The organism is Hydrogenophaga sp. 2FB (genome assembly GCF_005503365.1).
GTDB lineage: Bacteria > Pseudomonadota > Gammaproteobacteria > Burkholderiales > Burkholderiaceae_C > Hydrogenophaga.
In genome coordinates this window covers 1-24,847 of sequence record NZ_SCML01000061.1, presented here as the reverse complement: position 1 = coordinate 24,847, position 24,847 = coordinate 1, and the positions used below count along the sequence as shown (strand labels likewise).

18 protein-coding genes are annotated in these 24,847 nt (G+C 67.0%); 9 read left to right on the top strand and 9 right to left on the bottom strand.

Annotation, left to right across the window (positions count from 1 at the left end):
* Nucleotides 1–3 precede the first annotated feature (3 nt).
* The 6 genes from FFS09_RS25970 (at nucleotide 4) to FFS09_RS25945 (ending at nucleotide 6,213) form a co-directional block, all read left to right on the top strand.
* A complete protein-coding gene (locus FFS09_RS25970; RefSeq protein ID WP_252374531.1) occupies nucleotides 4–1,410 on the top strand; it encodes an efflux transporter outer membrane subunit in 1,407 nt (468 codons plus the stop codon).
* Nucleotides 1,411–1,579: 169 nt separating this feature from the next.
* Nucleotides 1,580–2,218 carry a PepSY-associated TM helix domain-containing protein gene (locus FFS09_RS25965; RefSeq protein WP_137921838.1) on the top strand — a complete coding sequence of 213 codons (639 nt, stop codon included), beginning with the start codon at nucleotides 1,580–1,582 and terminating at the stop codon, nucleotides 2,216–2,218.
* A gap of 30 nt (nucleotides 2,219–2,248) precedes the next feature.
* Entirely contained in the window at nucleotides 2,249–2,764 is a 516-nt protein-coding gene (locus FFS09_RS25960; RefSeq protein ID WP_137921837.1) for a DUF2271 domain-containing protein, read from the top strand.
* 23 nt (nucleotides 2,765–2,787) lie between these two features.
* On the top strand, nucleotides 2,788–3,729 hold the full coding sequence (locus tag FFS09_RS25955; protein ID WP_137921836.1) for a DUF4198 domain-containing protein: 942 nt from the start codon (nucleotides 2,788–2,790) through the stop codon (nucleotides 3,727–3,729).
* Between the two features lie 58 nt (nucleotides 3,730–3,787).
* Nucleotides 3,788–4,825 (top strand): FAD:protein FMN transferase, encoded by a 1,038-nt coding sequence (locus FFS09_RS25950; protein ID WP_252374530.1) that lies wholly within the window; start codon nucleotides 3,788–3,790, stop codon nucleotides 4,823–4,825.
* On the top strand, nucleotides 4,822–6,213 hold the full coding sequence (locus FFS09_RS25945) for a sulfite reductase subunit alpha (RefSeq protein WP_137921835.1): 1,392 nt from the start codon (nucleotides 4,822–4,824) through the stop codon (nucleotides 6,211–6,213). The genes FFS09_RS25950 and FFS09_RS25945 overlap by 4 nt, the downstream gene beginning before the upstream one ends.
* Nucleotides 6,214–6,364: 151 nt before the next feature.
* Here FFS09_RS25945 and FFS09_RS25940 read toward each other — a convergent pair whose 3' ends face one another.
* From FFS09_RS25940 to FFS09_RS25930, 3 genes are all read right to left on the bottom strand, one after another.
* Nucleotides 6,365–7,045, bottom strand: coding sequence for a Fe2+-dependent dioxygenase (locus FFS09_RS25940; protein ID WP_137921834.1), 681 nt, complete (start codon nucleotides 7,043–7,045; stop codon nucleotides 6,365–6,367).
* Between the two features lie 80 nt (nucleotides 7,046–7,125).
* The gene (locus tag FFS09_RS25935; RefSeq protein ID WP_137921833.1) at nucleotides 7,126–9,327 is read right to left on the bottom strand and encodes a TonB-dependent siderophore receptor; all 2,202 of its coding nucleotides are present in this window, start codon (nucleotides 9,325–9,327) and stop codon (nucleotides 7,126–7,128) included.
* Between the two features lie 258 nt (nucleotides 9,328–9,585).
* The gene (locus FFS09_RS25930; protein WP_212745161.1) at nucleotides 9,586–12,021 is read right to left on the bottom strand and encodes a TonB-dependent receptor domain-containing protein; all 2,436 of its coding nucleotides are present in this window, start codon (nucleotides 12,019–12,021) and stop codon (nucleotides 9,586–9,588) included.
* Nucleotides 12,022–12,036: 15 nt separating this feature from the next.
* Between FFS09_RS25930 and FFS09_RS30755 the strand changes: the two genes are divergently transcribed.
* The 3 genes from FFS09_RS30755 (at nucleotide 12,037) to ahpF (ending at nucleotide 14,751) form a co-directional block, all read left to right on the top strand.
* The gene (locus tag FFS09_RS30755) at nucleotides 12,037–12,183 is read left to right on the top strand and encodes a hypothetical protein (RefSeq protein ID WP_171020197.1); all 147 of its coding nucleotides are present in this window, start codon (nucleotides 12,037–12,039) and stop codon (nucleotides 12,181–12,183) included.
* Nucleotides 12,184–12,446: 263 nt separating this feature from the next.
* Nucleotides 12,447–13,010 (top strand): alkyl hydroperoxide reductase subunit C, encoded by a 564-nt coding sequence (gene ahpC / locus FFS09_RS25925; protein ID WP_137921832.1) that lies wholly within the window; start codon nucleotides 12,447–12,449, stop codon nucleotides 13,008–13,010.
* 151 nt (nucleotides 13,011–13,161) lie between these two features.
* Nucleotides 13,162–14,751 (top strand): alkyl hydroperoxide reductase subunit F, encoded by a 1,590-nt coding sequence (gene ahpF / locus FFS09_RS25920; protein WP_137921831.1) that lies wholly within the window; start codon nucleotides 13,162–13,164, stop codon nucleotides 14,749–14,751.
* Between the two features lie 44 nt (nucleotides 14,752–14,795).
* Here the strand turns inward: ahpF and FFS09_RS25915 are convergent, their stop codons facing one another.
* The 6 genes from FFS09_RS25915 to FFS09_RS30750 form a co-directional block, all read right to left on the bottom strand.
* Nucleotides 14,796–15,821, bottom strand: coding sequence for a M12 family metallopeptidase (locus tag FFS09_RS25915; protein WP_137921830.1), 1,026 nt, complete (start codon nucleotides 15,819–15,821; stop codon nucleotides 14,796–14,798).
* Between the two features lie 38 nt (nucleotides 15,822–15,859).
* Complete coding sequence (locus tag FFS09_RS25910) at nucleotides 15,860–16,939, bottom strand: toll/interleukin-1 receptor domain-containing protein (RefSeq protein WP_171020196.1); 1,080 nt, start codon at nucleotides 16,937–16,939, stop codon at nucleotides 15,860–15,862.
* Entirely contained in the window at nucleotides 16,936–22,563 is a 5,628-nt protein-coding gene (locus tag FFS09_RS25905; RefSeq protein ID WP_137921828.1) for a CHAT domain-containing protein, read from the bottom strand. The genes FFS09_RS25910 and FFS09_RS25905 overlap by 4 nt, the downstream gene beginning before the upstream one ends.
* Nucleotides 22,564–22,596: 33 nt before the next feature.
* Nucleotides 22,597–23,544: an N-acetylmuramoyl-L-alanine amidase gene (locus FFS09_RS25900; protein ID WP_137921827.1), complete on the bottom strand. Its 948-nt coding sequence runs from the start codon at nucleotides 23,542–23,544 to the stop codon at nucleotides 22,597–22,599.
* A gap of 43 nt (nucleotides 23,545–23,587) precedes the next feature.
* Complete coding sequence (locus tag FFS09_RS25895; protein WP_137921826.1) at nucleotides 23,588–24,493, bottom strand: caspase family protein; 906 nt, start codon at nucleotides 24,491–24,493, stop codon at nucleotides 23,588–23,590.
* 142 nt (nucleotides 24,494–24,635) lie between these two features.
* On the bottom strand, nucleotides 24,636–24,847 hold a 212-nt coding region (locus FFS09_RS30750), incomplete at its 5' end, for a hypothetical protein (protein ID WP_212745163.1).

Here is a 24,847-nt window from a genome sequence, read left to right as displayed (position 1 = left end):
GTGATGAAACCGTTTTCGTATCCGTTGGCCAAGCCCCTGGTCCTCGCCGTCGCCCTGGCTTTGACGGCCTGCGCTACCACCGAGTCCGCTCGCGGTCCCATCGTCGACATGCCCGCGAGTTATGGGCCTGCCGTGCCCGCCGTGGAAACGCCGCAACCCACGACCGCCTGGTGGCAGTCGTTCGGTTCGCAGCCGCTGGAGCGTCTGATTGAAGAAGCGCAGGCCGGTAGCCCGGACTTGCGCATCGCCATCGAGCGCATGCGCCAGGCCGACATCGCATTGCAGCAGGCCGGCATCTCGCGCCTGCCGTCGGTGAGCGGCAGCGTGGGCAGCACGGCGGGCCGCACGGAAGCGCCGGGCGTGGCGACCACCTCGCGCGAATCGTCCAGCGTGGGCTTGTCGGTCAGCTACGAGGTCGATCTGTGGGGCCGCATCGCCGCGGGCGTGCGCGCTGGCGAAGCCTCGTTCGAGGCCAGCCAGTACGACTGGAAGACCGCGCGCCTGGCGCTGCTGACCGGTGTGGCGAACAACTATTTCCTCTGGCTCAACACCGCCGAGCGCCTGCGCATCGCGCGCGAGAACCTCGCCATCGCCGAGCGCGTGCTGGGCATCGTGGAGGCGCGCCAGCGCAATGGCGTGGCCACGGCGCTCGAAGTCTCGCAGCAGCGCACGACGGTGCTGTCGCAACGCACGGCCTTGCTGCCGCTGGAATTGCAACAGCGCCAGACCGCGTCCGCGCTGGCCTTGTTGCTGGGCCGCGTGCCGCAGGGCTATGCGCCCGAAGCCGGTGAGTTCGCGCAACTGCGGGTGCCCGCGCTGGCGGCGGGCTTGCCGTCGTCGCTGCTCACGCGCCGGCCCGATCTCGCATCCGCGGAAGCGCAACTTGCGGCGTCGGACGCGAACGTGGAGGTCGCGCGCAAGGCCTTGTTGCCGAGTCTGTCGCTGTCTGCGTCGGGCAGCCTGGGCACGTCGGCGCTGCTGAGCCTGGTCGATCCCACGCGCAGCGTGTCCATCGGCCTGTCGCTCGCGCAGTCGATCTTCGACGGCGGCCGCCAGCGCCTGCAGATCCGCACCACCGAATCGCAGCGCGTGGTGTTGATCGAGAACTACGGCAAGGCCATCCGCACGGCCCTCAAGGAGGTCGACGACGGCCTGGGCAGTGTGGAGCGCAGCCAACGCCAGGAAGCGCTGCAGCGCGAGGTGGTGGCGCAGGCGCGGCGGTCGCTGGAACTGGCCGAGCTGCGCTACCGCGAGGGCAGTGGCGATCTGCTCTCGGTGCTCGACGCGCAGCGCACGCTGTTCGCCGCGCTCGACGCGCTGTCCACGCAGAGCCTCTCGCGCCTGACCGCTGCTTTGGACATGTACAAGGCACTGGGCGGCGACTGGGTCGCGCCACCGCCGCTGTCCTGATTCAGGCTGGCAGAGCAGGGCGCTGCTCAACTTTTTTTGTAGCGCCTTGGTCAAGCTTCTAAATGAGAATCGTTATAATTCGCAGGCTTTTGCGGGTGTGCAGATGGTTCGGCACGCGCGCCCCTGAAAGCCCTTGTTTTCCGAACCGTTTTTGTGCAGTCCACCACCCGTGAAGAACCCTCCAGCTGCCCAGGCGGCGTCCAACCGTGCCTACTGGCTCAAGACCCTGCACCAGTGGCACTGGATCAGTTCGGCGCTGTGCCTGATCGGCATGCTGCTGTTCGCTTTCACGGGCATCACCCTCAACCACGCGGCCGACATCGCGGCCCAGCCGCAGGTGCAGCAGAAGGAAGCGCAACTGCCGCCGGAACTGGTCACCGCGCTCGCGCCCAAGGACGATGAGCCGAAGGAAGCGGTCTTGCCGTCGGACCTGCACCGCTGGCTCGCGCAGTCGCTGGATGTGAGCCTGCCCGACAGCGCCGCCGAGTGGTCGCCCGAAGAGGTGTACCTCTCGTTGCCACGCCCGGGTGGCGACGCCTGGCTGCGCATCGACCGCGAGTCCGGCACCGTGGAATACGAGCGCACCGACCGCGGCTGGATCTCCTATCTGAACGACCTGCACAAGGGCCGCCACACCGGTCTGGCCTGGAAGTGGTTCCTCGACATCTTCTCGGTGGCCTGCCTGGTGTTCTCCATCACCGGCCTGTTCATCCTCAAGTTCCATGCGGCCAGCCGCCCCACCGTCTGGCCCGTGGTGGGCGCAGGGCTGGTGATACCGCTGCTGCTCGTGATCCTGTTCATCCATTGATTGATTGACTTCTGAAGGAGCTGCGTTCCCATGACGATGATTCGATACGCCACGGCCATGTCCACGGCCGCGCTTGCGTGGCCGGCGATGGCCGCCGACATGGCGCTCAAGGTCGAAATTCCACGCCTGGCCGTGGCCGAGTACCACCGTCCTTATGTGGCGATCTGGATCGAGAAGCCCGACCAGGCCTTCGCGGGCAACCTCGCGGTCTGGTACGACATCAAGCTGCGCAACAACGAGGGCACGAAGTGGCTCAAGGACATGCGCGCCTGGTGGCGCAAGAGCGGCCGCGAACTCAGCATGCCGGTCGATGGCCTGAGCGGCGCCACGCGCGCGCCGGGTGAACACAGCGTGCAGTTCGCCGACAGCACCTCGCTGGGCAAGCTGGCGCCGGGTGAATACAACCTGGTGCTCGAAGCCGCGCGCGAGGTGGGCGGGCGTGAACAGGTGAAGGTGCCTTTCGTGTGGCCACCCAAAGCCGCCACGACGACGCAAGCCAAAGGCGAACACGAACTCGGCGCGATCAGCGTCACCGTCAAACCCTGAGAACCCGACTGGAGACCCTCACCATGAAAACCACTTCCTTGCGCGCCCGTGCGCTCACCCTGGCCGCCGCCGTGGCGATGACGCTGCCCATGGCCGCGCACGCCCACCGCTCCTGGCTGCTGCCCTCGGGCACCATCTACTCGGCCCAACAGCCCTGGGTGAGCGTCGACGCTGCCGTCTCCAACGACATCTTCTATTACGAGCACAACGCCGCCGGCCTGGACAACCTCGTCGTGATCGGCCCCGATGGCCAGCCCGTGGAAGCGCAGAACCAGGCCAAGGGCCGCTACCGCAGCATGTTCGACGTGAAGCTGGACAAGCAGGGCACGTACCGCCTGGCACTGGTGAACGACGCCATCATCGCCAGCTTCAAGGTTGGCACCGAGACCAAGCGCCTGCGTGGCACGGCCGAATCGCTGGCCAAGGAAATTCCGGCCAACGCCGAAGACCTGCGCGTGAGCCAGTCGCAAAACCGCGTGGAAACCTTCGTCACCTCGGGCAAGCCCACCACCGAAGCGCTCAAGCCCACGGGCCGTGGCATCGAGCTGGTGCCGGTGACGCACCCGAACGACCTGGTCGCCGGCGAGACGGCCACCTTCCGTTTCCTGGACAACGGCAAGCCGGCCGCGGGGTACAGCGCCACCGTGATTCTGGCGGGCCTGCGCTACCGCAGCGACCTCGGCGAGATCCGCATGGAGACCGACAAGAACGGCGAGATCAAGGTCAAGTGGCCGGCCGCTGGCATGTACTGGGTCAACGTCGCGCCGCCGCGTGCGCCGGGCGCGGGCGGCCCTGGCGGCCAAGGTGGTCCTGGTGCCGGTGGTGCCATGGCCACGCCCGTCGCTGTAGCCGCGCCGGGTGCTGCGCCCGCAGCACGTCCCGCACCCACCGGCCCTGCCGGCACCTTGGCCGAACCCGTGCGCCGCTCGGGCTACAGCCTGACGCTCGAAGTGCTGCCGAACTGAGCGAACAGGACTGCCCCACAGACCCCAGTCCATGCAGATGGCTGGGGTTGTTTTTTTCATGGACCGACCTCTGATGAACCGCGTGCTGGTGCCTCTGGCGTTGAATGGCGCAGCGCCTGTGCTGGGTGCGCAGGTGCACGGCCTCGATGGCCAGACCATGGGCACGACGTGGCAGGTGCGCTGGTCGACGAACCACGCGGCGGTGTCTGCCGAGCGCGTGAAGGCGGGCGTGCAGGAAGAGCTGGATCGGGTCGTCGAGCAGATGAGCGCCTGGTTGCCGGGCTCCGATCTCGACCGCTTCAACCGCGCATCCGCGGGCACGCAGCACACCGTGCCCGAGGCCATGGCCGAGGTGCTGCAAGCCGCGTGCTGGCTGGCCGATGTGTCGGGCGGCGCGTTCAACCCGGCGGCGGGCGCGCTGGTGAATCTGTGGGGCTTTGGCCCGAGCCCGCGTTACACCGACCCTGGTTTTGCACCACCCACCGATGAGGCCGTGCGGCACGCTCTGGCGCGCGTCGACTGGCGCGCCCTGCGGTGGGACGCTGCGAACAGTCAGGCGCACCAACCCGGTGGTGTTCTGCTGGATTTCTCGGCGATCGCCAAAGGTTATGCGGTGGACCGCGTGTCGCAACGCCTGAGCGCCATGGGCTTGCCGCACACGCTGGTGGACGTGGGCGGCGAATTGCGCGGCCATGGTCTGCGCCCGGGTGGACAACCGTGGTGGGTCGACCTGGAATCGCCGCCGGTGGCACAAGGGCAGCGCCCGCTGCCGACCACACGCGTGGCCCTGCATGGCCTGAGCGTGGCCACCTCGGGCGATTACCGCCGCGTGTTCGTTCGCGATGGCGCGCGTTGGCCGCACACCATCGATTCCCGCACCGGCAGGCCCTTGGCCAATGGTCTCGCATCGGTCAGCGTGCTGCACGCCGAGTGCCTGTGGGCCGATGCCTGGTCCACCGCGCTCACCGTGCTCGGGCGGGAAGAGGGCGTGGCGCTGGCCTCGGCGCATGGCATCGCGGCGCTGTTCGTGCAGCGCGAGCGCGACGGCCAACTCACCGAAACCCTGACCCCTGCGATGCAGGAACTCGCAGAATGACTCCCGAAAAAATCCTCTATGCCCTGGCCACGGTGCTCTGTTATGCGCTGATGTGCGGCGTTTTTTCGTGGCAATACCGCAGCCGCCAACGCGCCGCGCAGCGAAGAGTGGACGCGCTGTTGCCCGCCACACCCGGCGTGCCCGCCTGGTGGGTGGCCTACGCCAGCCAGACCGGTCAGGCCGAAGAACTCGCGCTGCAAACCGCGCAGGCTTTGCACACGGCCGGCGTGCCGGTGCGCCTCGCGCCGCTGAGCCAGATCAGCCTGGCGGATCTGCAGCAGGCCGATCGCTTGTTGTGCATCGCCAGCACCTACGGCGAGGGCGACCCGCCCGACAGCGCGGTGGCGTTCGCGCGCCAGGTCATGGCCACGGCGGGGGCTTCGCTGTCGCACCTGCACGTGGGTCTGCTGGCCTTGGGCGACAAGACCTACGCCAACTTCTGCGGCTTCGGCCGCGCGCTGGACCACTGGCTCATGGAGCACGGCGCGCAAGCCTTGTTCGAGCGCATCGAGGTTGACAAGAGCGACCCCGAAGCCTTGCAACGCTGGCGCCAGCACCTGGGCCACCTGGCAGGCACCAACGATCTGCCCGATTGGGAGGCGCCTGCGCTGCAAACGTGGCGGCTGCAGTTGCGCACGCACTTGAACCCGGGCAGTGCTGGCGAGCCGGTGCACCACCTCGCACTGGAGCCGGTCGATGACGCCGCGTTGCCCGACTGGCAGGCCGGTGATCTGGTGCAGGTCGAAGTGCCCACGGCACTGGGCGAGCCGCGCGACTATTCGATTGCCTCGGTGCCGCAGGACGGCGCGGTGCATTTGCTGGTGCGCCGGACGCTCCGCGCCGACGGCAGCCCGGGTGTGGCATCCGGCTGGTTGACGCACGACGCGCAGCCGGGCGACACCGTCATGCTGCGCGTGCGCGCGCACGGCGGATTCCGCATCGGCGACAACGCCAGTCGCCCACTGATCCTGATCGGCAACGGCACGGGCCTGGCGGGTTTGCGTGGACACATGCGGGGTCGCATTGCGGCAGCGCAAGGCGTGTCCGATGCGGCTGTGGCGCCCATGTGGCTGCTGTTCGGCGAGCGCAATGCGCATTGCGACGCGCACTACCGCGGCGAGGTCGATGCGTGGCAGCGAGAAGGGTGGCTCAGCCGCGTGGACTGGGTGTTCTCGCGCGATCAGGCCGAGCGGCGCTATGTGCAGCATGCGTTGGCGGAATCTGCGGCGCAAGTGAAGGAGTGGGTCGGGCAGGGCGCCGCGATCTACGTGTGCGGCAGTCTGGAAGGCATGGCTGGCGCGGTCAATGACGCGTTGCAAACGATCCTGGGCGAAGAGGCGTTGCAGGAACTGGCGGCGGAAGGTCGCTACCGGCGCGACGTGTATTGATCCTGAGGGGATCGGCTCCCTCCCCCCGCTGGGGAAGGGCGGGATGGGGGCGCGTTTGACGTGATGTGGTCGGCGCGCGTGCCCCCATCCCAGCCTTCCCCCAGAAAGGGGAAGGAGGAATGCACGTCGCGCGGTTCACCCAGCGCGAGGCCTACGTCTCCGCCCATTGCTGAAGAAGCTTGTGGTAGTGGCCGGTCAACGCCACCACCTCCGCTGAATCACCCAACTGGTTGCGCAATTTGAGGATGGTCATGTCGAGCTCGAACAGCATCGAGCGCCGCCATGCATCGCGCACCAGGCTTTGCGTCCAGAGGAACGACGCCACGCGCACGCCACTCGTCACGGGTTCCACGCGGTGCAGACTGGTCGAGGGATAGACGATCGCGTCGCCCGCATCCAGCTTGATCTCGTGTGTGCCGAAGCTGTCTTCGACGATCAACTCGCCGCCTTCGTATTCGTCGGTGGCGCTCAGGAAGACGGTGGTGGACACATCGGTGCGCACCTTCTGTCCGCTGAAGCGGTCGGTCTGAATCGCGTTGTCGATGTGGTTGCCGTACGTGCCGCCGCCTTCGTAGCGGTTGAACATGGGCGGCAGCATGGTGTTGGGCAGCACCGCGGACACGAACAGCGGGTGGCGTTGCAGCGCCTGCGCGATGCGCTGAGATAGCGGTGCGAAAACGGGCGACGCGGCGTCGAGCTGCAGGTTGCGTTTGACGTTGGCCGCCTGCGGCCCGGTGGAGCGCAAGCCGTCCACCCAGCCTTGGGTATCGAGCATCTGGCGGATGTCAGCCACTTCGGCCTGTGTGAGTACCTGGGGGATGTGCAGCAACATGGCGTGGATTCCTGAAACGGGAAAAGGCCCGCCGTGGGGCGGGCCTTTTCAATCGTAGTGTTCTGACGCGGAGGTCGGGATCAGAACTTGATGTTGGCGGTGACGGCCGCAGAACGCGGTGCGCCCAGCGCCAGACGCGAACCACCGTTGTTCAACACCGAGAGGTATTCCTTGTCGAACAGGTTGTAGATGTTCAGGCGCACGCTCACCTTGTCGTTGAACTGGTAGCCCACCATAGCGTCGGCCACCCAGGAGGACGGGATGTTCGGCACGTTTTGCGTCGCCAGGTTGGTGGCGGCCGTGATCACACGCTTTTGCTCGGACGTGTAACGCGCGCCGAGGCCGAACGTCCACTTGTCGAGCTGGTACGAGTTCCAGAGCGTGAAGGTGAGGTCGGGCGACCAGCGCACGCTGTCCGTGGTGGCAGTGCTGGAGAACTGATCGATCTGCTTCGTGCTGGTCTTGGCCAGGCCGGCCGTGAGTTGCCAGAAGTTGGTGATCTGGCCGACCGCGGACAACTCGATACCTTGCACTTGCGTCTTGCCGAACTGCTGCGTCGTGTTGCTGATGGCGTCGTAGCTGGTCTGGTTGTCGTTCACCGTGCGGAACACGGCGGCGGCCACGTTCAGGCGCTTGTTGAGCAACTCCCACTTGGTGCCCAGTTCCACGGTATTGGTTTTTTGCGGATCCAGTGCCGGGTTGTTGATGTTGGCGACAGCGGTGCTGAGCGGCGCGTCGGTGCCGGGCGGCGTGGACGACGTGGCATAGGACGCGTAGATGCTGCCGTTTTCAGCCGGCTTGTACACGCTGCCGATGCTCCAGCTCACCAGGCTGCGCGAATCGTCCAGGTCGCTGAGGCCGGTGGCCGTGAATGCGCGGGTTCTGAGCTTGTAGCGGTCCAGACGCAGGCCACCGTTCAACGACCATTGTTCGTTGAGCTTGGCGGTGTCGAACACGTACAGGCCCAGCGTGCTCACGCTGCGGTGGTCTTCCACGCCGCTGGCGAAAGGCACGCCCATCGCCTGATACGGGTTCGGGTTGTAGAGGTTGGCGGCGGGAATGGTGAGACCTGTGGTTGCGAATGACCGATCTTTGTACGTCTCGCGCATGATCTCCACGCCAGTGGCCAGCGAATGCTGCATGCCGCCCGCGCTGAATTCGGTGTTCATGCTGGTCTGGTTGGCCAGGATGGTGTTTTCGCGGTCGACGCGTTGGCGCGAGCGGCTGATCTCCCACGTGGCGGGATTGGTGATCACTGCCGGTGCCGCCGTGCCGTTGATGGCGTTGATACCGGTCAGCACACGCTCGTTGTGGTTCTTGCCGAAGCGCGTGATGTTGCGCACGGTGGTGCCTTGGCCCAGGTCGTGTTCGATCTTGGCTGTGAACATGTCAGCGCTGATCTTTTCGCGGTCGTTCACGCTGCCGTAGTAGTTCTCGCGGTCAACCTTCGCACCGGCGCGGATTGTGGCGTTGGCGTTGTAGAAGCCTTCGAAACCGATGGAAGGAATGCCGCCATCGGGCACGTTCTTCTGGCGGATGTGCTGGCTGTACAGGTGCAGTCGGGTGGGGGTGTTCAAGCCGGTCACATACGACAGGCCCAGGCCTTGACCGGTGTTCTCCACGTAGTCGCGGCCATCGACGCCGCTGTCCTGCACCATGCCGTTGACACGGAAGGCCGAGGTTTCGCTCAGTTGCTTGTTCAGGTCGATCGTGGCGCGCTTGCGGCTGGCTGTGCCGATCGTGCCAGAGACCGAGGATTCGTCGCCCAGGTGGGCCTGCTTGGAAATCAGGTTGAGGTAGCCAGAGGCGGCACCACGGCCGGTTTCGGCACCGGCGGCGCCCTTGACGATTTCGACCTGTTCCAGGTTGAAGGTGTCGCGCGTGACGGAACCCAGGTCGCGAATGCCGTCGACAAAGGTGTTCTGGTTCAGCGAGAAGCCGCGCAGCTGGAACGTATCGCCGGCCGAGGTGTTGCCGTTCTCACCCATCTGCATCGTGATGCCGGGGGTGTTGCGCAGGGCCTCCATCAGCGTGACCGCGCCTTGCTCTTCCAGCACTTCTTTCTTGATGATCTGGATCGTCTTGGGCGTGTCGACCAACGGTGCGGTGATCTTGTCATTGGCCGACTTGTCGGCCTTGTACGGCACCTCGGCCGCTTCCTTCACCGTCACGGTGGGCAGGGTGGTGGTCGTTTGCGCCATGCCGGCGGCGGGAACGGACGCGGCGAGAAGGGCCAGGAGGTGGACGGGTTTGCTGTGCTTGCGGCTGCGGATGTGTGCCATTGAAGGAGTCCTTGCGGGAGATGCGATGGTGTATTTGGCTGGCGCGCTTCCACATCGCACCTGGCCCGTGCAGGCACACGGCAGGTCTTCAGGCGGGGCTAAGGCTGGCTTCGTTGCGGATTATCACAAATAAAAATCATTCCTATTCACAATTCTTCCATTTTGTTGTGAATCTGCATCGGGAACGACCAACAGCGCCAGGGCCGAAGGGCCGTGGCGCTGTTCGTTGAACCGGGTGTTCCGCGGCTCAGAAACGCATCAGAAGCGGACGTTCATGCTGACCCAGAAGCTGCGGGCCTTGTCCTTGTTGTTGTAGTCGTCGAAGAACAGGGTTTCGTTGCGCCCGGTGCCGCCGACGTTGGTGTCCACGTAGTCGCCATCGCCGTTCAGGTCGCGGAACTCGGCCTTGTAGCTGGTGAAGTCGCGGTTGAACAGGTTGTTGATGCGGGCGTTGAATGTCACGTTCTTGCTGGCCTGGTACGAGGCGCCCAGGTTGAACACGTGGTAGTTCTTGTAGTTCACGCGCGCGCCGGTGATGGGGTGCACCTGGTTGAAGCGGTCCATGAACGCCTGCGCGCCGAGCAGAAAGCTCAGTTTGTCGGTCGCTTGCCAGTCGAACGAGGCGTTGAACATGTGTTTGGCCGAGTTGCCCAGTGGCAGCCCCTTCTCGACGCCGCTCTTTTGCTCGCTGTCGGTGTAGGTGTAGTTGCCGCGCAGGCCGAAGTTGCGTGCGATCTGCCAACGGCCCGCCAGCTCGAGGCCCTGGATCACCACCTTGTCGATGTTGGTGGCCCGGCTGGAGCCCGCGCCGTAACCGATCTCGGCGAAGTCACCCGCGGTGGCGCAGTCCTGGGCGGTGCCCGCGCCGCAAGGCTGGTTGGCGATCTTGTCGTCGAAGGTGTTGTGGAAGACGGTGGCGTTGAAGCTATGGCCACGCGGGTGTTGCCAGTACGCGGCCAACTCGTTGCTCAGGCTGGTTTCCGGCTTCAGGTTCGGGTTGCCATACATCGGGCTGGTGCCCTGACCGCCAAAGCCGGTGATGCCGTTGTAGAGCTGGGTGGTCTTGGGCGTCTTGAAGCCCGTGGCCGCGCCGCCCTTGATGGTCCAGCTCGGGCTGAGCGTGTAGACGCCGTACAGGCGTGGGCTCAACTGGTTGCCGAACACGTTGTGGTGGTCGTAGCGCAGGCCGCTCGTTACCACCAGGGGCTGGATGATGTTCCAGCTGTCTTCCGCGAACAGCGACACCATGTTGTGCTTCTGCACGCCACCGGGCGTGCCGCTTTCCATGCCGAAGACGCCGTCTTCCAGTTCGCCGCGCACGACTTGCGCGCCCACCACCACCATGTGGTCACCGAACGGCATGTCGAGCTTGCCGTCCAGCGTGTACTGGCGGCTTTCCAGCGTGCGCTTGGGGCGTGGCAGGAAGGTGGAAGAGGCCGCGGCCTGGCGTTCGGCCAGCGTCATGCCGGCGTAGTTCCGGACGGAGCCGTCCGGCGCGGTGTAGGCATTGGCGTCGATCATCGCCAGCAGGTGCTTGCGCTCTTCCACGCCGAAGGGGAGGGTGCGGCCGTTGTTGTTGGTGGCGATGTGCGACAGCGAGATGGTGCTGTTGCCGATGCCCCATTTGCCTTCGTGCGTCAGCGAGAACGTATCGCGCGTGAACTCCTGCTGCGGCGCGTAGCCGGCACGCGGATTGGCGCGGCGTGAGGCGCCCGCACCGCTGGCCGTCCAGATGGCCGCCAGCGAATCCACCGTGCCGACGGGGTATTCCTCCTGGCCCAGGTCGTTGATCTTGATCTGGTTGTCGTACGTCTGCCGGGAGCTGTCGACGTCCAGGTAGAACGTCTGCTTGTCGGTCGGCGTCCAGGACAGGCGCGCACCCAGCGACTTGTTCTCGTTGTCCACGGTCTTGCCGCCGCCACCGAACCCCAGGGAGCGCGAGCGCACGTTGCCGGCCGGGTCCGTCGCCGTGTCATAGCCCGGGTTGGAGGCGTCGCGGTTGTAGAGGCTGCCGCGCAAGGTCAGGCCCAGCTTGCCCGGCACCAGCGGGCCGGAGAGGTAGAAGTCGGTGGTGCGGTCGTTGCCGTACGCGTCTTCGCTCTCGAAGGTGCGGCCGTGCGTGACCGAGCCGCTCCAGGTGCTGGCCACCTTCTTCGTGATGATGTTGATCACGCCACCCATGGCGTCGGCGCCGTACAGCGTGGAGGCCGGGCCGCGGATCACCTCGATGCGCTCGATCGCGTCCATCGGCGGCACGTGGCCGAACTGGTTGCCGTTGAAGTTGTTCGGGTAGATGTCGCCGTGGTTGTTCTGGCGCTTGCCGTCCACGAGGATGAGGGTGTAGTCCGAGCCCATGCCGCGCATGGAGATGGTGCCCTGGCCGGTCTTGTCGCGGGTTTCGCCAATGTCCACGCCCTCGACGTCGCGCACGGCATCCAGCAGCGTCAGGTAGGGCTTGCGCGCCAGGTCTTCCTGCGTGATGACCGAGATGGAGGCGGGCGCGTCGGTGATCTTCTGCTCGAACCCCGAGGCCGACACCACGACTTCAGACAAGGAGACTTCGGCCTGCTGAGCGAAGGCCGCGCCTGCGCTCATGAAACACAGGCCGCAGGCCAAGGCGGTGGCGCGCAACGGGAAACGGGGGGTCGAGGGGTCGCCGCGCCGGGCTGCCGGCGAGGTGCGTGCTTGCGACATTGAAAATCCTTATGCATGGATGCGTTGATGGAAGGGCTGGCGTGCTTCCACTCGGTTTCGCGCATCACACAAAAGGACGGGATACAGGGGGCTGGCTGGCAACTCGCCGCATTATTACAAATGAAAACGATTCTTGTTAAGTATTTGATAATTTATTTGTGATAGCCGGTGCCGGAGCGCCGTAAGACATCTGGCAAAGCTACAGGGCAACGACAAAAACACCCGCGGACACGCACGCCATACGGATGTGATAAACAGGAAGACCGTTCGTCGTGAATTTGCTGCAAGGCAGCAAAGAAAACCTATGGGGCGAATAAAGACTATCAATAACGAAACACGTTAGTCTTTTGCTATGATTCTTTCATCGCGCTGCAGGAGTTCCTCCCGAGGCGCCATCTGTTTCTTAACCCAAACCAAGGAAAACCATGTCCCTGATCAACACCACCGTCAAACCGTTCGCCACCACCGCCTTCCACAACGGCAAGTTCGTGCCAGTGTCCGACGCCAGCCTGCGTGGGGAGTGGTCGGTGCTGATCTTCATGCCCGCTGCCTTCACCTTCAACTGCCCGACCGAAGTGGAAGACGCGGCCGACAACTACGCCGAGTTCCAGAAGGCTGGTGCCGAGGTGTACATCGTGACGACCGACACCCACTTCTCGCACAAGGTGTGGCACGAAACCTCGCCCGCCGTGGGCAAGTCCAAGTTCCCGCTGGTGGGTGACCCGACGCACCAGCTGACCCGCGCGTTCGACGTGCACATCGAAGAAGAAGGCCTGGCGCTGCGCGGCACGTTCATCGTCAACCCCGACGGCGTGATCAAGACCGCCGAAGTGCACGACAACGCCATCGCCCGTGACGTGAAGGAAACCCTGCGCAAGCTCAAGGCCGCTCAGTACGTGGCCAACAACCCAGGCCAGGTCTGCCCCGCCAAGTGGAACGAAGGCGCCAAGACCATTGCGCCTTCGCTGGACCTGGTCGGCAAGATCTGATCCACCGCATCGATCCGAGATGGGGCCGCGCCTCACCGGTTTGAAATTTGCAGAACCCGCGGGCCCAGAAGGCCTGCGGGGTTGCCCTCTGGCCGCCTTTCGACACGTGAGGAGGCCGGTTCTCAAAGTCGCTTAGAAAAGGAAACTCAACATGTTGGACGACACCCTCAAGGCTCAACTCGGCGCTTATCTCGAGCGCGTGACACAACCCTTCGAGATCGTCGCCTCCCTGAGCGACTCTGAGAACTCCCGGGAAATGCTGGACCTGCTGCAGACCATCCAGGGCCTGCGCAGCGACAAGATCACCCTGAAGACCGATGGGCAGGACGCCCGCAAGCCGTCCTTCAGCCTGCAGCGCACCGGCAGCGACACCGCGCTGCGTTTCGCCGGCCTGCCGCTGGGCCACGAGTTCACCTCGCTGGTGCTGGCGCTGCTGTGGACCGGCGGTCACCCGCCCAAGGTCGAGCAGGACGTGATCGAACAGATCCAGGCGCTGGACGGCGACTTCAACTTCGAGGTCTACATGTCTCTGACCTGCCACAACTGCCCGGACGTGGTGCAGGCTTTGAGCCTGATGGCGATCCTGAACCCGAAGGTCAAGACGACCGTCATCGAAGGCGGTGCGTTCCAGGACGAAGTGACGGCGCGCGAGATCATGGCCGTGCCGATCGTGTTCCTCAATGGCGAGGTGTTCGGCTCGGGCCGCATGACGGTGGAAGAGATCGTCGGCAAGCTCGACGTGAACGCCGATGCCCGCGATGCCGCGAAACTCGACGCCCAGGACCCGTTCGACGTGCTCATCGTCGGCGGTGGCCCCGCCGGTGCCGCGGCCGCTGTGTACGCGGCCCGCAAGGGCATTCGCGTGGGCGTGGCGGCCGAGCGTTTCGGTGGTCAGGTCAACGACACCATGGGCATCGAGAACTACCCCAGCGTGATCGAGACCAATGGTCCGGCATTCGCTGCGGCCCTCGAAGCGCAGGTGCGCCACTACGACGTGGAGATCATGAACCTTCAGCGCGCCGAGAAGCTGATTCCTGCAAGCGAGCCGAACGGCCTGGTGCGGGTGCAGATGGCCAACGGCGGCACGCTGAGCGCGCGCAGCGTGATCCTGTCCACCGGTGCGCGCTGGCGCAACGTGAACGTGCCCGGCGAAGCCGAGTACCGCAACAAGGGTGTGGCCTATTGCCCGCACTGCGACGGTCCGCTGTTCAAGGGCAAGCGCGTGTCGGTGATCGGTGGCGGCAACTCGGGTGTGGAAGCCGCCATCGATCTGGCCGGCATCGTGAAGCACGTGACGCTGATCGAATTCGCCGACGCCCTCAAGGCCGACGCGGTGCTGGTGAGCAAGCTCAAGAGCCTGCCCAACGTCGACATCCACGTGAACGCGCAGACCACCGAGATCACCGGCGCCGATGGCAAGGTGAACGGCCTGACCTACAAGGACCGCGCGAGCGGCGACGTGCACCACGTCGAACTCGAAGGCGTGTTCGTGCAGATCGGCCTGGTGCCCAACACCGAGTTCCTCAAGGGCACGGTGGCGCTCAGCCGCTTTGGCGAGATCGAGGTCGATGCCAAGGGGCACACGAACGTGGAAGGCGTGTTCGCGGCAGGCGACTGCACGACCGTGCCTTACAAGCAGATCGTGGTGGCCGCGGGCGCAGGCTCCACCGCCGCGCTCAGCGCCTTCGACTACCTGATCCGCCAGCCGGTGGCGGCGCCGGCAGAGGCGGTCGCCGCCTGAGGGTGTGCAGCAAAAGAAAGCGCCGCTGAATCAGCGGCGCTTTTTCATGCCCGCCGTACTTTGACGGTGTATTTGCCGACACCGTTGGCGCGGTTGTAGTGCCGCACCTGCACGTAGTAGCGGCCGGGAATCAGGTCCGCGCGGATGAGCGCGTTGGTGTCCACGCCGCTGTCGTCGTCTTCGGCGATCACGGCGGTGGGGCTGTCGGGGCCGAAGAGTTTCATCACCACGTCCGTCGAGCCCCGCGTGTCGACGATGTGGCCGCCACCGTCGGCCACGCTGAACTGGAACAGGTCTTCCTCACCGAACTGGCCGATGGACGCAGAGGTGCGCCGCGTCGCGCCCACCTTGACCTCCTTCGCATTCACCACTGGGGGTGCGGCCTTGGGGTACGCGCGCGCGCTGCCGATGAAGGCCTTGTCGTGGGTCGACAGCGTGGGGTTGGCGTGCGTGCCCACGCCACTCTTGACCCAGGTGTTCGGAAAGAAATAGAGCATCACGGAATCGGGGTCGAACGCCGTGCCATTGATCTGGTCGACGCGGTATTTGTTGAGCACGTTGTGGCGGATGGTGGCCTCGCTCCAGTTGTTGGGCGGGCCCGAGAGGTCGTGGATCACGGCGGCTTCGTTCCATTCGATACCGCCCGCCGGGTTCTGGTGTTCGTGCATGAGCCCGATGGCGTGGCCGAACTCGTGCGCCACCGTGCCACCGTCCATGAAGCCCAGGTTCATGGTGGGTTGGTCCATCGGAATACCGCGGCAGTCCGTGCCCACGTAAGACCACGCGCCTTTCGTGGGGTCGAAGGCGACGCGGATCTCGGCGTCGGACGCACCGTTGAAATCGAACGTGAGGTTGGCGTGCGCTGTCCACCACGCGGCCTGCTCGCGCACCTTGGCCTGTTGCTCCGGCGTGCCGCCCATGAAGCGCACGCGCAGTGTGCTGCCGTTCATCCAGAGCTTGCCGAGCACGGCTATGGCACGTGGGCGACCCAGGTGAGTTTCGGTGGACTGAAAGCGCATGAGTTCGGCGGGCAGCACGCGCTGGGTGCAGACGTGAACGAGTGGGGTCATGAGGGGCTCCTGGATGGGGTTGGCATGAACGATGACGCTCAGGGGCGGCGCACCAGGCGAACAGGCAGCTCGGCCTGATCGCCATTGCTCCAGTGCATGCCGGTGAGTTCCTGGCCGTTGGCGCTGGCGTTGAGCACGATGCCGCCGGTGTCCAGCGGCCCGCGCCCGTCGCCGGTATAGGCCTGCACCGGCATCTCGATGCGCGGCACGCCCATCACGTTGGAGAGCACGCCGCTGCCGACGTAGCGCACGTCGGTGACCACCAGGCCCTGGCCCAGCACGCCCCGCGCGTAGGCTTGCCATTTGGGGTACCAGCCCACGGGGAACGGGTCGGTCTGCAATTGCACGGCGGTGCCGCTCACCGTCAACTGCACGCGCAGGCGGCGGTTGGCGTCGTCGATCAACCACCAGATGCCCGAGACGTCCGCCATGCGCGGGTTGATCGGGCCGCCCTGCGCCGAGGGCTGAGGCGCGGGCAGTGGCTGTCCTTGAAGGTTCACGGGTGTGATGGGGGTGCCGCCTTCGTCATCTTCGGGCAGCAGCAGGCCGATCACGATGAGCGCCACGAAGGTGCCGCCCACCCACATGAGCCCGCGTTGTACCCGCTGCGCGAACGTGCGTGGGGTGGTGGTGCCGCCATTCGGGGCGACGGCGGTTGCGATGCCGTGGGAGCGCAGGTCGGCCACGAGTTTGTCGAGGTCGGTGCTCCAGTCTTCGGTGCGCAGCTTCAGCGCGTGCGCTTCTTTCAAAAACCGCAGCGGCTCGGGCAACTCGGCGTTCGTGGGTACCGTCATGCCCTCGGTGAAGAGCGGCACGATGATCGCGCCATGTTGCTGTGCGGTCAGTATCTCGCCGCGGATCGGATCGTCTTCGTGGTCGATGCGCCGCCCGCCCTCCGGGTGCTGCATGCCGAGCAGGTCGGGCGTGAAGAGCAGCAGCACCACCGGCTTGCTGCCCAGCGCGGCCATGATGGCACTGCGCCAGGAGGTGCCACCGCGCAGGTCTTGCTTGTCGAAGAACACCTGGTCCTCGCCGTAGAGGCGGCTGAGGTCCGCGCACAGGCGGTCGGCGTCCTTCTTGCCGTCGGACGACCGGTAGCTGATGAAGATGCGGTTCACGTCCCGGCGGCAGGCCCGAGCCCACCGTATTGGCGCAGGCGTTGCAACACCTCGGCGGCGGCGCGCGCGTGGGCGCCGCTGCCGCCTTCGTGTTGCGCCAGCACGAAGCCGAGTTGGTCCGCCACCGACGCCCACATCCATGCGGTGCCCGCGCGTTGGTACAACTCGTCGAAGGCCGCGAGCAGGTCGGGAGCCTGCGTGTGCAGCGTGCGGGTGGCCAGCGCTTCGTACACGCCGAGTTCGGGCAAGCCCGCCACGCTCCAGAAGTCCGGTTCGTCGCGGCGCCTGTGTTCCAGGCTCTCGCGCACACGGCGCAGGCGTTGCGCGTCAGGGCCGGGCCAACGCGGGTCGTTGCCATGCGCCACGAGTTCGGCGGCGATGAGGTTGAGGGCCGGGTAGAAGCTGTCGCTGCGTCCGGTCTGCACCGCCAGCGCTTCGGCGCGTCCATAGTGCTCGGCCATGCGCGCGGCCGCTTGCGCGCGCGCGGTGGGCGAGCCGGCGATGCCTTCGATCTGCGCCAGGTGCTTCCACGCCGAACCGAGCAGGCTTTCGCGTTCCACGGTGGGTGCCACGGCCAACAGCGCTTCGAGCGTTCGCACGGCGATCTGGATGTCGTCGCGGCCCTGCGCGAGCAGGGGCTTGAGCCGCGCGGCGTCCGCACCGCCGTGTCGGGCGGTGGCGATGCGTTTCCAGGCCTGGCGCGCCATCAGGTTGGCCAGTTGCTCGCTGGCTTTCACGGACGCGCTGCCGTCGTTGGCCGACACGGCGCGGCGGAACCAGTGCAGCGCGTGTTCGATGTCGTTGGCGGCCGTACACGCCACGCCAAAGGCCTCGGCCACCGCGCCCATGCCGCCCCAGTCGGCCTCGAAGCGCGCTTCGAGAAAGCGGATCTTCTCGCGTTGGCTTTCCGGCGCCGCGCCCTGCGTGGCGCTTTGCACGGCGAGCGTTTCCAGCGCGAGCGCAAGCGCCACCGGCGAGGCGATGCTGGCGTAGGTTTGCGCCAGCGGCGTGGGCGTGCGGCGGGCTTCGGCTTCGTCGCGCTGCCAGACCCATTCCGGGTCGCCATAGCACTGGTAGGCCGCCCAGGTGTTGCCGCCGGGGCTGGCCGCGTAGGCAGCGGCACGCGCTGCCTGCACCGCGTCCATGAAGCGCTGGCCCGAGAGCAGGGCTTTGTAGAAGGCGGTGGCGAACTGGTTGGCCGCGTCGTCTTCCACCGCCCAACCCGCCGCCACGACGCAGCGCACGCCGATGCGGATGAGTTGCTTGGCCACGCCCGCGGCGAAGCGCGCACGGTCGTAGCCTTCCTTGAGCAGCTTGGTCGGATCGGCCGCGAGGTGGCAGCAGTTGAGGAACACCAGCTCGGGCACCACGCGCATGGCCTGCACCTCGCGGGGCCCAAGGAAGGTGCCGTCGCTGAGCACCACGCCGCGCAGCAGCGGCGGCTTGCCCTGGCGTTCGAGTTCGGGCTCGCCATGGCCAGCGATGTGCACGATGCGGTAGCGCCGCGCGAGCAGGGCGGTGGTGACGGCGGCCGCGTCGGGGCCCAGGCCGTCTTCGGGCGCGATCAGGGCGTGCACCCGCGCGCCGCCGAGCACGGCGCTCAGCGCATCGCGCACGGCCTCCGCCTCGGCGCGCGCCGACGGCAGGGGTGGGTACAGCGTGTCGTCGCAGAGTGGCTCGCCAATCACCAGCACCGAGTCTTCCAGCCGCGCATCGCTCACCTGGGTGCGAAAGGCGACGGTGCGCAGGCGGCGCAGCAGCTTGTTGCGAATGGCCCAGGGCGCTTGCGGGCCGCCGCGCCCGTCGTTCGGTGCGTCCAGCAATTCCCAGGGAATGGCTGCGGTGCCGTCGTCCACTTCCAGCAGCAACTCGCTCGTGCCACCCAGGCTGGCTTCCATCTCCACCGGCACCAGCAGCTGGAACAACGTGCGCCCGATCTGCGGGTCGCGGTTGGCGTCGTTCGAGGCGCGGCGCACCAGTTCACCCACCAGTTGCGCCTGCGTGGCCTGCGCGCGCACCTCGGCGCGGGCGCGTTGGGTGTCGAGCGTGTAGACGATGCTGGGCTCGCCGGATTCGTCGATCTGCGTCACGGCGCTGATGAAGTCGTAGGCCGTGCCGCGGTAGCCGCTGTCGAGCGGGCGGCGTAGCGCACCGATGCCCGACTCCACCGTGGGCGTGAGCACGAAGTGCTCGGGCGCGGCCAGGGTCAGCAGGCGCAGCGCGCTCCAGGCTTCGGTCGCGCGGTCGAGGTAGAGCTCGACGATGCGCAGGTGGCTCACCTGCGGCCACCCCCCCGCGAGCAGCTTTTCATTGGCCTCGCGCACGCCCTGGGCGACGGCCTGGGCCGAGGTGGTGACGGTGATGCCGCTGCCGCCGCTGCCGATCAAGGTCGCGGCCATCTCGAACTGCGCGTTGCCCTGGCCCGGCGTTTCGGCCACGCGCTGCGCCCACGCCAGCGTGGCCTGGCGCACGGTGGCGGTCAACGTGAGGCTGCGCAGCTTGCCTTCTTCGCCCAGGCCGGCCACCACCACGTGCGGCGGGCGGGGCAGCGAGAGCGGGCTGTCGGGGTCTTGCCGGTTGTTGGTGAAGATCTGGTGCGTGCCGGTGGCCTCGGGGTACAGACCCGCGGCCAGCGAGGCCGACATGACGCCGCCGATGAACCGGTCCACCACGCCCTCGGTGCCGGTGAGCGTGGAGGACACATAGTGCCCCACCAGCATGGTGTGGCTCACGAACTTGAGGTTGGCGTTGTGCACGCTGATGCGCAGCGCGGTGTGGGGCGGCGCCGTGGTGGTGGGCGCCTCGTCGGTGACGTCCAGCACCTCGTGCGCGTCGGCCGGTGGCTCGATGACCTGGCTGCGCTGGCGCGATGGCCGGCTGCGCACGAGTGCCGTGGTCGCGTCGGCGCCCGCGCCGCGCGTGGCGGGTGTGGCCGTCACCACCGGCAGGCGCTGCGTGTCGCCGTGTTGCAGCAGGTCCAGGTAGGCCTCGAAGGCGTGCTCGACATCGGGCAGGTCACCGTGCTTGGCATCCACCTTCCAGGCGCGCACGCCGGGCAGCAGCGCGCTGGAGAGCGTGACGCGCCCGTCGCCGCCCTCGGGCTGGTTGAGGTACACGAGGCCTTCGCGCGCATCGATCTCGAAGCCCGCGGGTGTGCTGGCGGCGTTGCCCACCACCATGAGCACACGGTCGCGAAAACCGGCCAGGGCCTCGTCGCGCTGGCGGTCCAGGCGCTGGCGCAGGGCCACCGCGCGGTCGAGCACGGCCTGCGTGGGCACGCCCCAGGTGTAGATGGCGCGCAGGCTTTCCACGCCGTGCCAGAAGTTGGTCTCCTCCAGGGTTTTCATGTCCTGGTCGGCCAGGGCTTTCCAGCGCGCGCTTTGCGACAGGCCCAGGGACGCGTCCATCAACCCGGCCTGCAGCTGAATCAGTCCGGGCATGGCGGCCATCAGCTCGCGCGCCTTGTGGTCCTGGAACGGCAGGCCGAACGACGAGAGCGCATTGCCCATGGTGTCGTCGCCCGTGAGCACCTGCATGGGCGCATACGAACCGCCGTTGGGCGTGCCCAGCATGAGGAGGCGCGAGCCCGGGCGCTCCAGCCAGCGCTGCCACACATCGGGGCGCTCCAGCTGCACCGTGCGCGCGACCACGCCACCCATGGAGTGCGCGATCAGGCGCACCGGCTGGCCGGTGGTGGCGCGCGCGCTCAGGGCCTGGTCGATCACGCCGGCCAGGCGCACGGCCTCTTCTTCGATCGGGCGGCGCCAGTCGAAGGAAAACTCGATCACCTGGTGCGTGGCCGAGAGGAACTCGGAGAGGTCGTCGTAGACCATGCCGATCGGGCCATCGGCGTGCACGTTGCTGGCGCCTTCGCGGTAGCCCAGTTTGCCCAGACCGCCGAGGATGCGCATGCTCAGCCAGATGCGCTTGCCGTCCACCGCCAGGTGGCTGCCCAGAATGCCGGGCAGCAGGATGACGGCGGGCCGCTCGGCCGCGGGGGCTTCGCTGCCCGCGCGCGTGGCGCGGCCGCGCAGGCCGTCGCTGGTGCTGCCGGCCCAGGACATCGGGCCGATCGGACGAAAGCCGGCGGGCGCGTCTTCGATCAGCGCGCCGCAAATGGCCTCGGCCGTGCGCGGGTTGCTGAAATAGGCGAAGTGCGTGACCTTGCCGCCGCGCTCCAGCAGGAAGGTGGCCGCCGCGTGGCCGCCCGCGGGCGCGCGCGGCGTGCCGCCGTACATCGAGCGCGTTTGCACCACCAGGTCGTTGTCGGTCCAGTAGAAGGCGTCGGCCAGCAGCGTCTTGACCCACGACATGATCGAGTCGCCTTGAATATCACCGGCGACCACGCGCAACTGGCCGGGCAGCGGCGCGCCGCCTTCACCTTCGCTGGCGTGCAGCCACTGCACCAGCGGGCTCAAAGGCGTCATGGCTTCCAGGCCGGGCAACAACGCGGGATCGGTGCGCTGGCTCGCCACCTCGCCGATGAAGTCGACCAGCAAGGGCGCGACCGGAATGCTGGCAAGTTCCAGCGACCACTTGAGCACCGACACATACGCGTCGAGCCGTTTGGACGCGAGCAAGGTGCCGCGCGCGGGGCAGGCCACGCGCACCACGCGCTCCACCTGCACGTCGCGGCCCTTGAGTTCGGCGGCGAGTTCGCGCAGGGCCTTGAGCTGCTGGCGGTGCGCCGGGTCCTTGAACGCGGCGAGCGAGCGTTCGTCCAGCTCGGGTCGCGCGCACACACGCGCCAGAACCTCGGCCACCAGCCCGCCGCGCGAGTGCGTGAGCAAGTGCACCCGCGCGCCTTTGGGCAGGGAACGCGCGAGCATGAGGGCGTTGTCGATCGGGCTGGCGAGCAGGGTGGGGTGGTCAAAACCGTAGACGCGGTTGCCATAGCGCGCGAACAGCTCACGCACTTTGTGCGGGTGCTCCTGCCAGAGCTTGCCGAAGGTGCCCTGGGTGTTGGAGAAGGTGCCGTGCAGCAGCACCAGCACGGGTGCGTCGGGGCTGTCGGGTGAGGGAATTCTGTCGAGCTTGGGGCGGCCCTTGAGCGGCGCGGCGAACGCGTCGGCGGAGAGCGCATACACGCCGGGGTCCACCTGGCCGTCCACGCGCGCGCCGATCTTCGCGGCCGTGAGCTTGGCCGCGGGCTCCTTGAGCAGACCGGTGACCACCTCGATGGCCGAGAGCAGCACCTCGCCCATGCGCCCGCGCGTGAGGCCGCGCGTGGCGGCGCCCGCCTGCTCCAGCCCTTGCCACGAGAGCTGCGTCGGCACGTTCACCTCGCTCGGCGCGCCGTGCCCGCGTGAGCGGCTGGCGGCCGCGCTGCGCGTGAGGCCCGATTGCGCCAGCATCAGGTCGCGCGCGGTCTCGGGGTGCAGCATGAGCGAGGGGCCATTGCTGATGTGCAGGACCACCGCGTCGAGCCCGGGGCGCGCGCTCACGCGCACGGTGTCGCTGCTGCCGCGTGTGGCGCCCACGCGCACGCGCTGCGTGACCGTGCCCTGGCCGCCGAACGCTGTCGTGCTGGTGGCCGCGGCGGCGCCGCGTGTGGCGCCCGCCAGCGGTTGGGGTTGGCCGCGCACAACGAAGGTGATGGCCGGGGCAGAGGATGCTGTGTTCATGCGGGCACTTTCTTCGCCGGGCGGTGGGCAGGCTCAGGTTCTGCTTCGCGCCTTGGCCGGGGTTTTTCGAGCGGGCGTCCTGGCCGTGGCCTTGCTTGGCTCGGCGCGGGTCGGTGCAAGCGATCGCTGGGTGCGCGAGAGCACGGCAGACCCCGGCCCCGAGCGCGTGGCCGGCATGCGGGTCACGAAGTCGTTGCAGACCCAGCCTTCGAGGTCGTTGCCACCGACCACGGCCACGCGGCTCCAGCGGTCTTGCGGTTCCAGCAGCACCAGTTCGGCGCCGCGCTTGAGGGCGGGCGCGACCTTGGGGAACTCGGCGCCAGGACCGTTGCGGATGTTCAGGCTGGCGGCGTTGACCAGCAGGCGCGGCGGCACGTCGGCACCACGGCCGATGGCGCGGTTGCGCACGGCGGCCAGGGGAAATGCCGGCCCCGGGTCGATCTTGCGGCCACGCGCCACGTCCTCATGGCCGAGCACGTCTTCCAGCCCATAGTGCGCGACGAGCAGTTCGCAGAGTTCGAGCGCGCGGGCGATCTGCGCCTCGGTGTAGTGGTGCCAGGGCTTCACGCCGCCGCCGTGGCGGTGTTCGGCGAGGCGCACCTCTTCGTCCGGATAGGGCTTGCCGAACCACGACACATACCGCTCGCCGTCGCGCTGCAGCAGGCCTGCGTTGTCCATCTCGATGCCGATGGCGTGGTGGTTCAGGCCATCGATGCCGTTCCACTGGCTCACGCCGGCGTGCCAGGTGACCGCGTTGAAGGGCGCAAGCTGCACGATGCGTCCGTCGCGCCCGAGCACGATGTGCGCGGAGGCATTGCCCTGCGGCTTCTTCGTGCAGAGCGACTCGACCGAGCTCTCGAGGTTGCGGCCCGCCGTGTAGTGCAGCAGCACGAAGCGCGGTCGCAATACGCCGCCCGCGTTGGGCGTCTGGCGAAAGCTCACATCGGGGCCGGTGAGGCGGTGGTTCTGGATCCCAAGCATGAAACCTCCTGTGTGGAGCGATGCGAAAGGAATGGCGCCAGACTCAGGCGGAGAAAGGCGCTTGCTTCAGGAACGCGGCCGAGGGCCCGAGCGTGAACAGGTTGGGCGATTGCGTGGGCGGCAGGCCGGCGCGGATGCGCGCATGGAAACTGGCGTAGCTGCCTTTGAACCCGCCGTTGTTCCACACCGCGAGCAGTTGTTCGGTGAAAGCACCGTTGTGGTTGCCGTCCATGGAGAACTGGTTGTCCTGGCAACCCGAGATCAGGATCACCGAGGGCTGGAATTTCTTCACGATGGCGGTGAGGCGGCCACTGACGGTCACGTTGGCCAATGCGGTGTCCGGGTCTTCCACCCGGCCGCCCGCGGCCTTGGCCACGTCGTTCTGCAGCTTGTCGTAGAAGGCCTTGTGCTCGGCGTACACGCGCAGGCCCACCGCGCGCGGCATGATGCGCGGGCGCTGCTCGGGCGTGCCGGGTGGGGGCCGCGGGGCACGCACCACGGTGCCGCTGTGGCAGCTGTCGGAGAGCACCAGGATGCGCACGCCGGCCTTGAAGCGGCTGAGCTCGTAATACAGCTCGTCGTCGATCAACTGGGCATCGAACAGGCACCAGGTTTCATCGAGCTTGTCCGGCTCCTCGCCGCTCAGGTCGTCCACCTGGCCGCCGTGGCCGGAGAAGCTCAGGAAGAAGAGGTCGCCTTTGGCCAGTGCCTTGGCCGCTTTGCGGATCGCCGAGAGCACCTGGGCCCGCGTGGCCTTTTTCGTGATGAGCAGGGTGCTCTTCATGCCCTGCGACCTGGCCAGGGCGGCCATGTCGTGTGCGTCGAATTCGCAGGCCGCAAGGGGCCCTGTCCAGCCCGCGTAGTGGGCCGCGCTGACTTCGTTGAGACCAATGTGCAGCGAGTGGGCCTGTGGCCTCTTGGAATCGCTGGCGGTTGCCTTGGTGACCATGGCGCCCCTCCCGTGTTGGTTTCCAGATGTGAAATCCGTCGCGAATTCTGGAGTTTCCGCCTTGGGCAGGCAAATGGCAACTTGTAAACAAATGTGGCCACGCGGGTCGCCCCGCGTGGCCACTGCCGGATGGGGCGGAAAATTACTTCGGCTGCTCGGCCGGCGCGGGCGCAGCGGGCGCGGCAGGCGCTGCCTGTTCCGTGTGCGGTGCGTCCATGCCGTGTTTTTCGCCGCCCATGTCGATGTCACCGCCCTTCATGAGGGCGAACAGGGCGACGGCGGCAAAGATGGCGAAGGCAATGAAGATCTTGATCATGGTGTCGGGTAGGGCTGAGGCATGCCGCGGGGCATGGG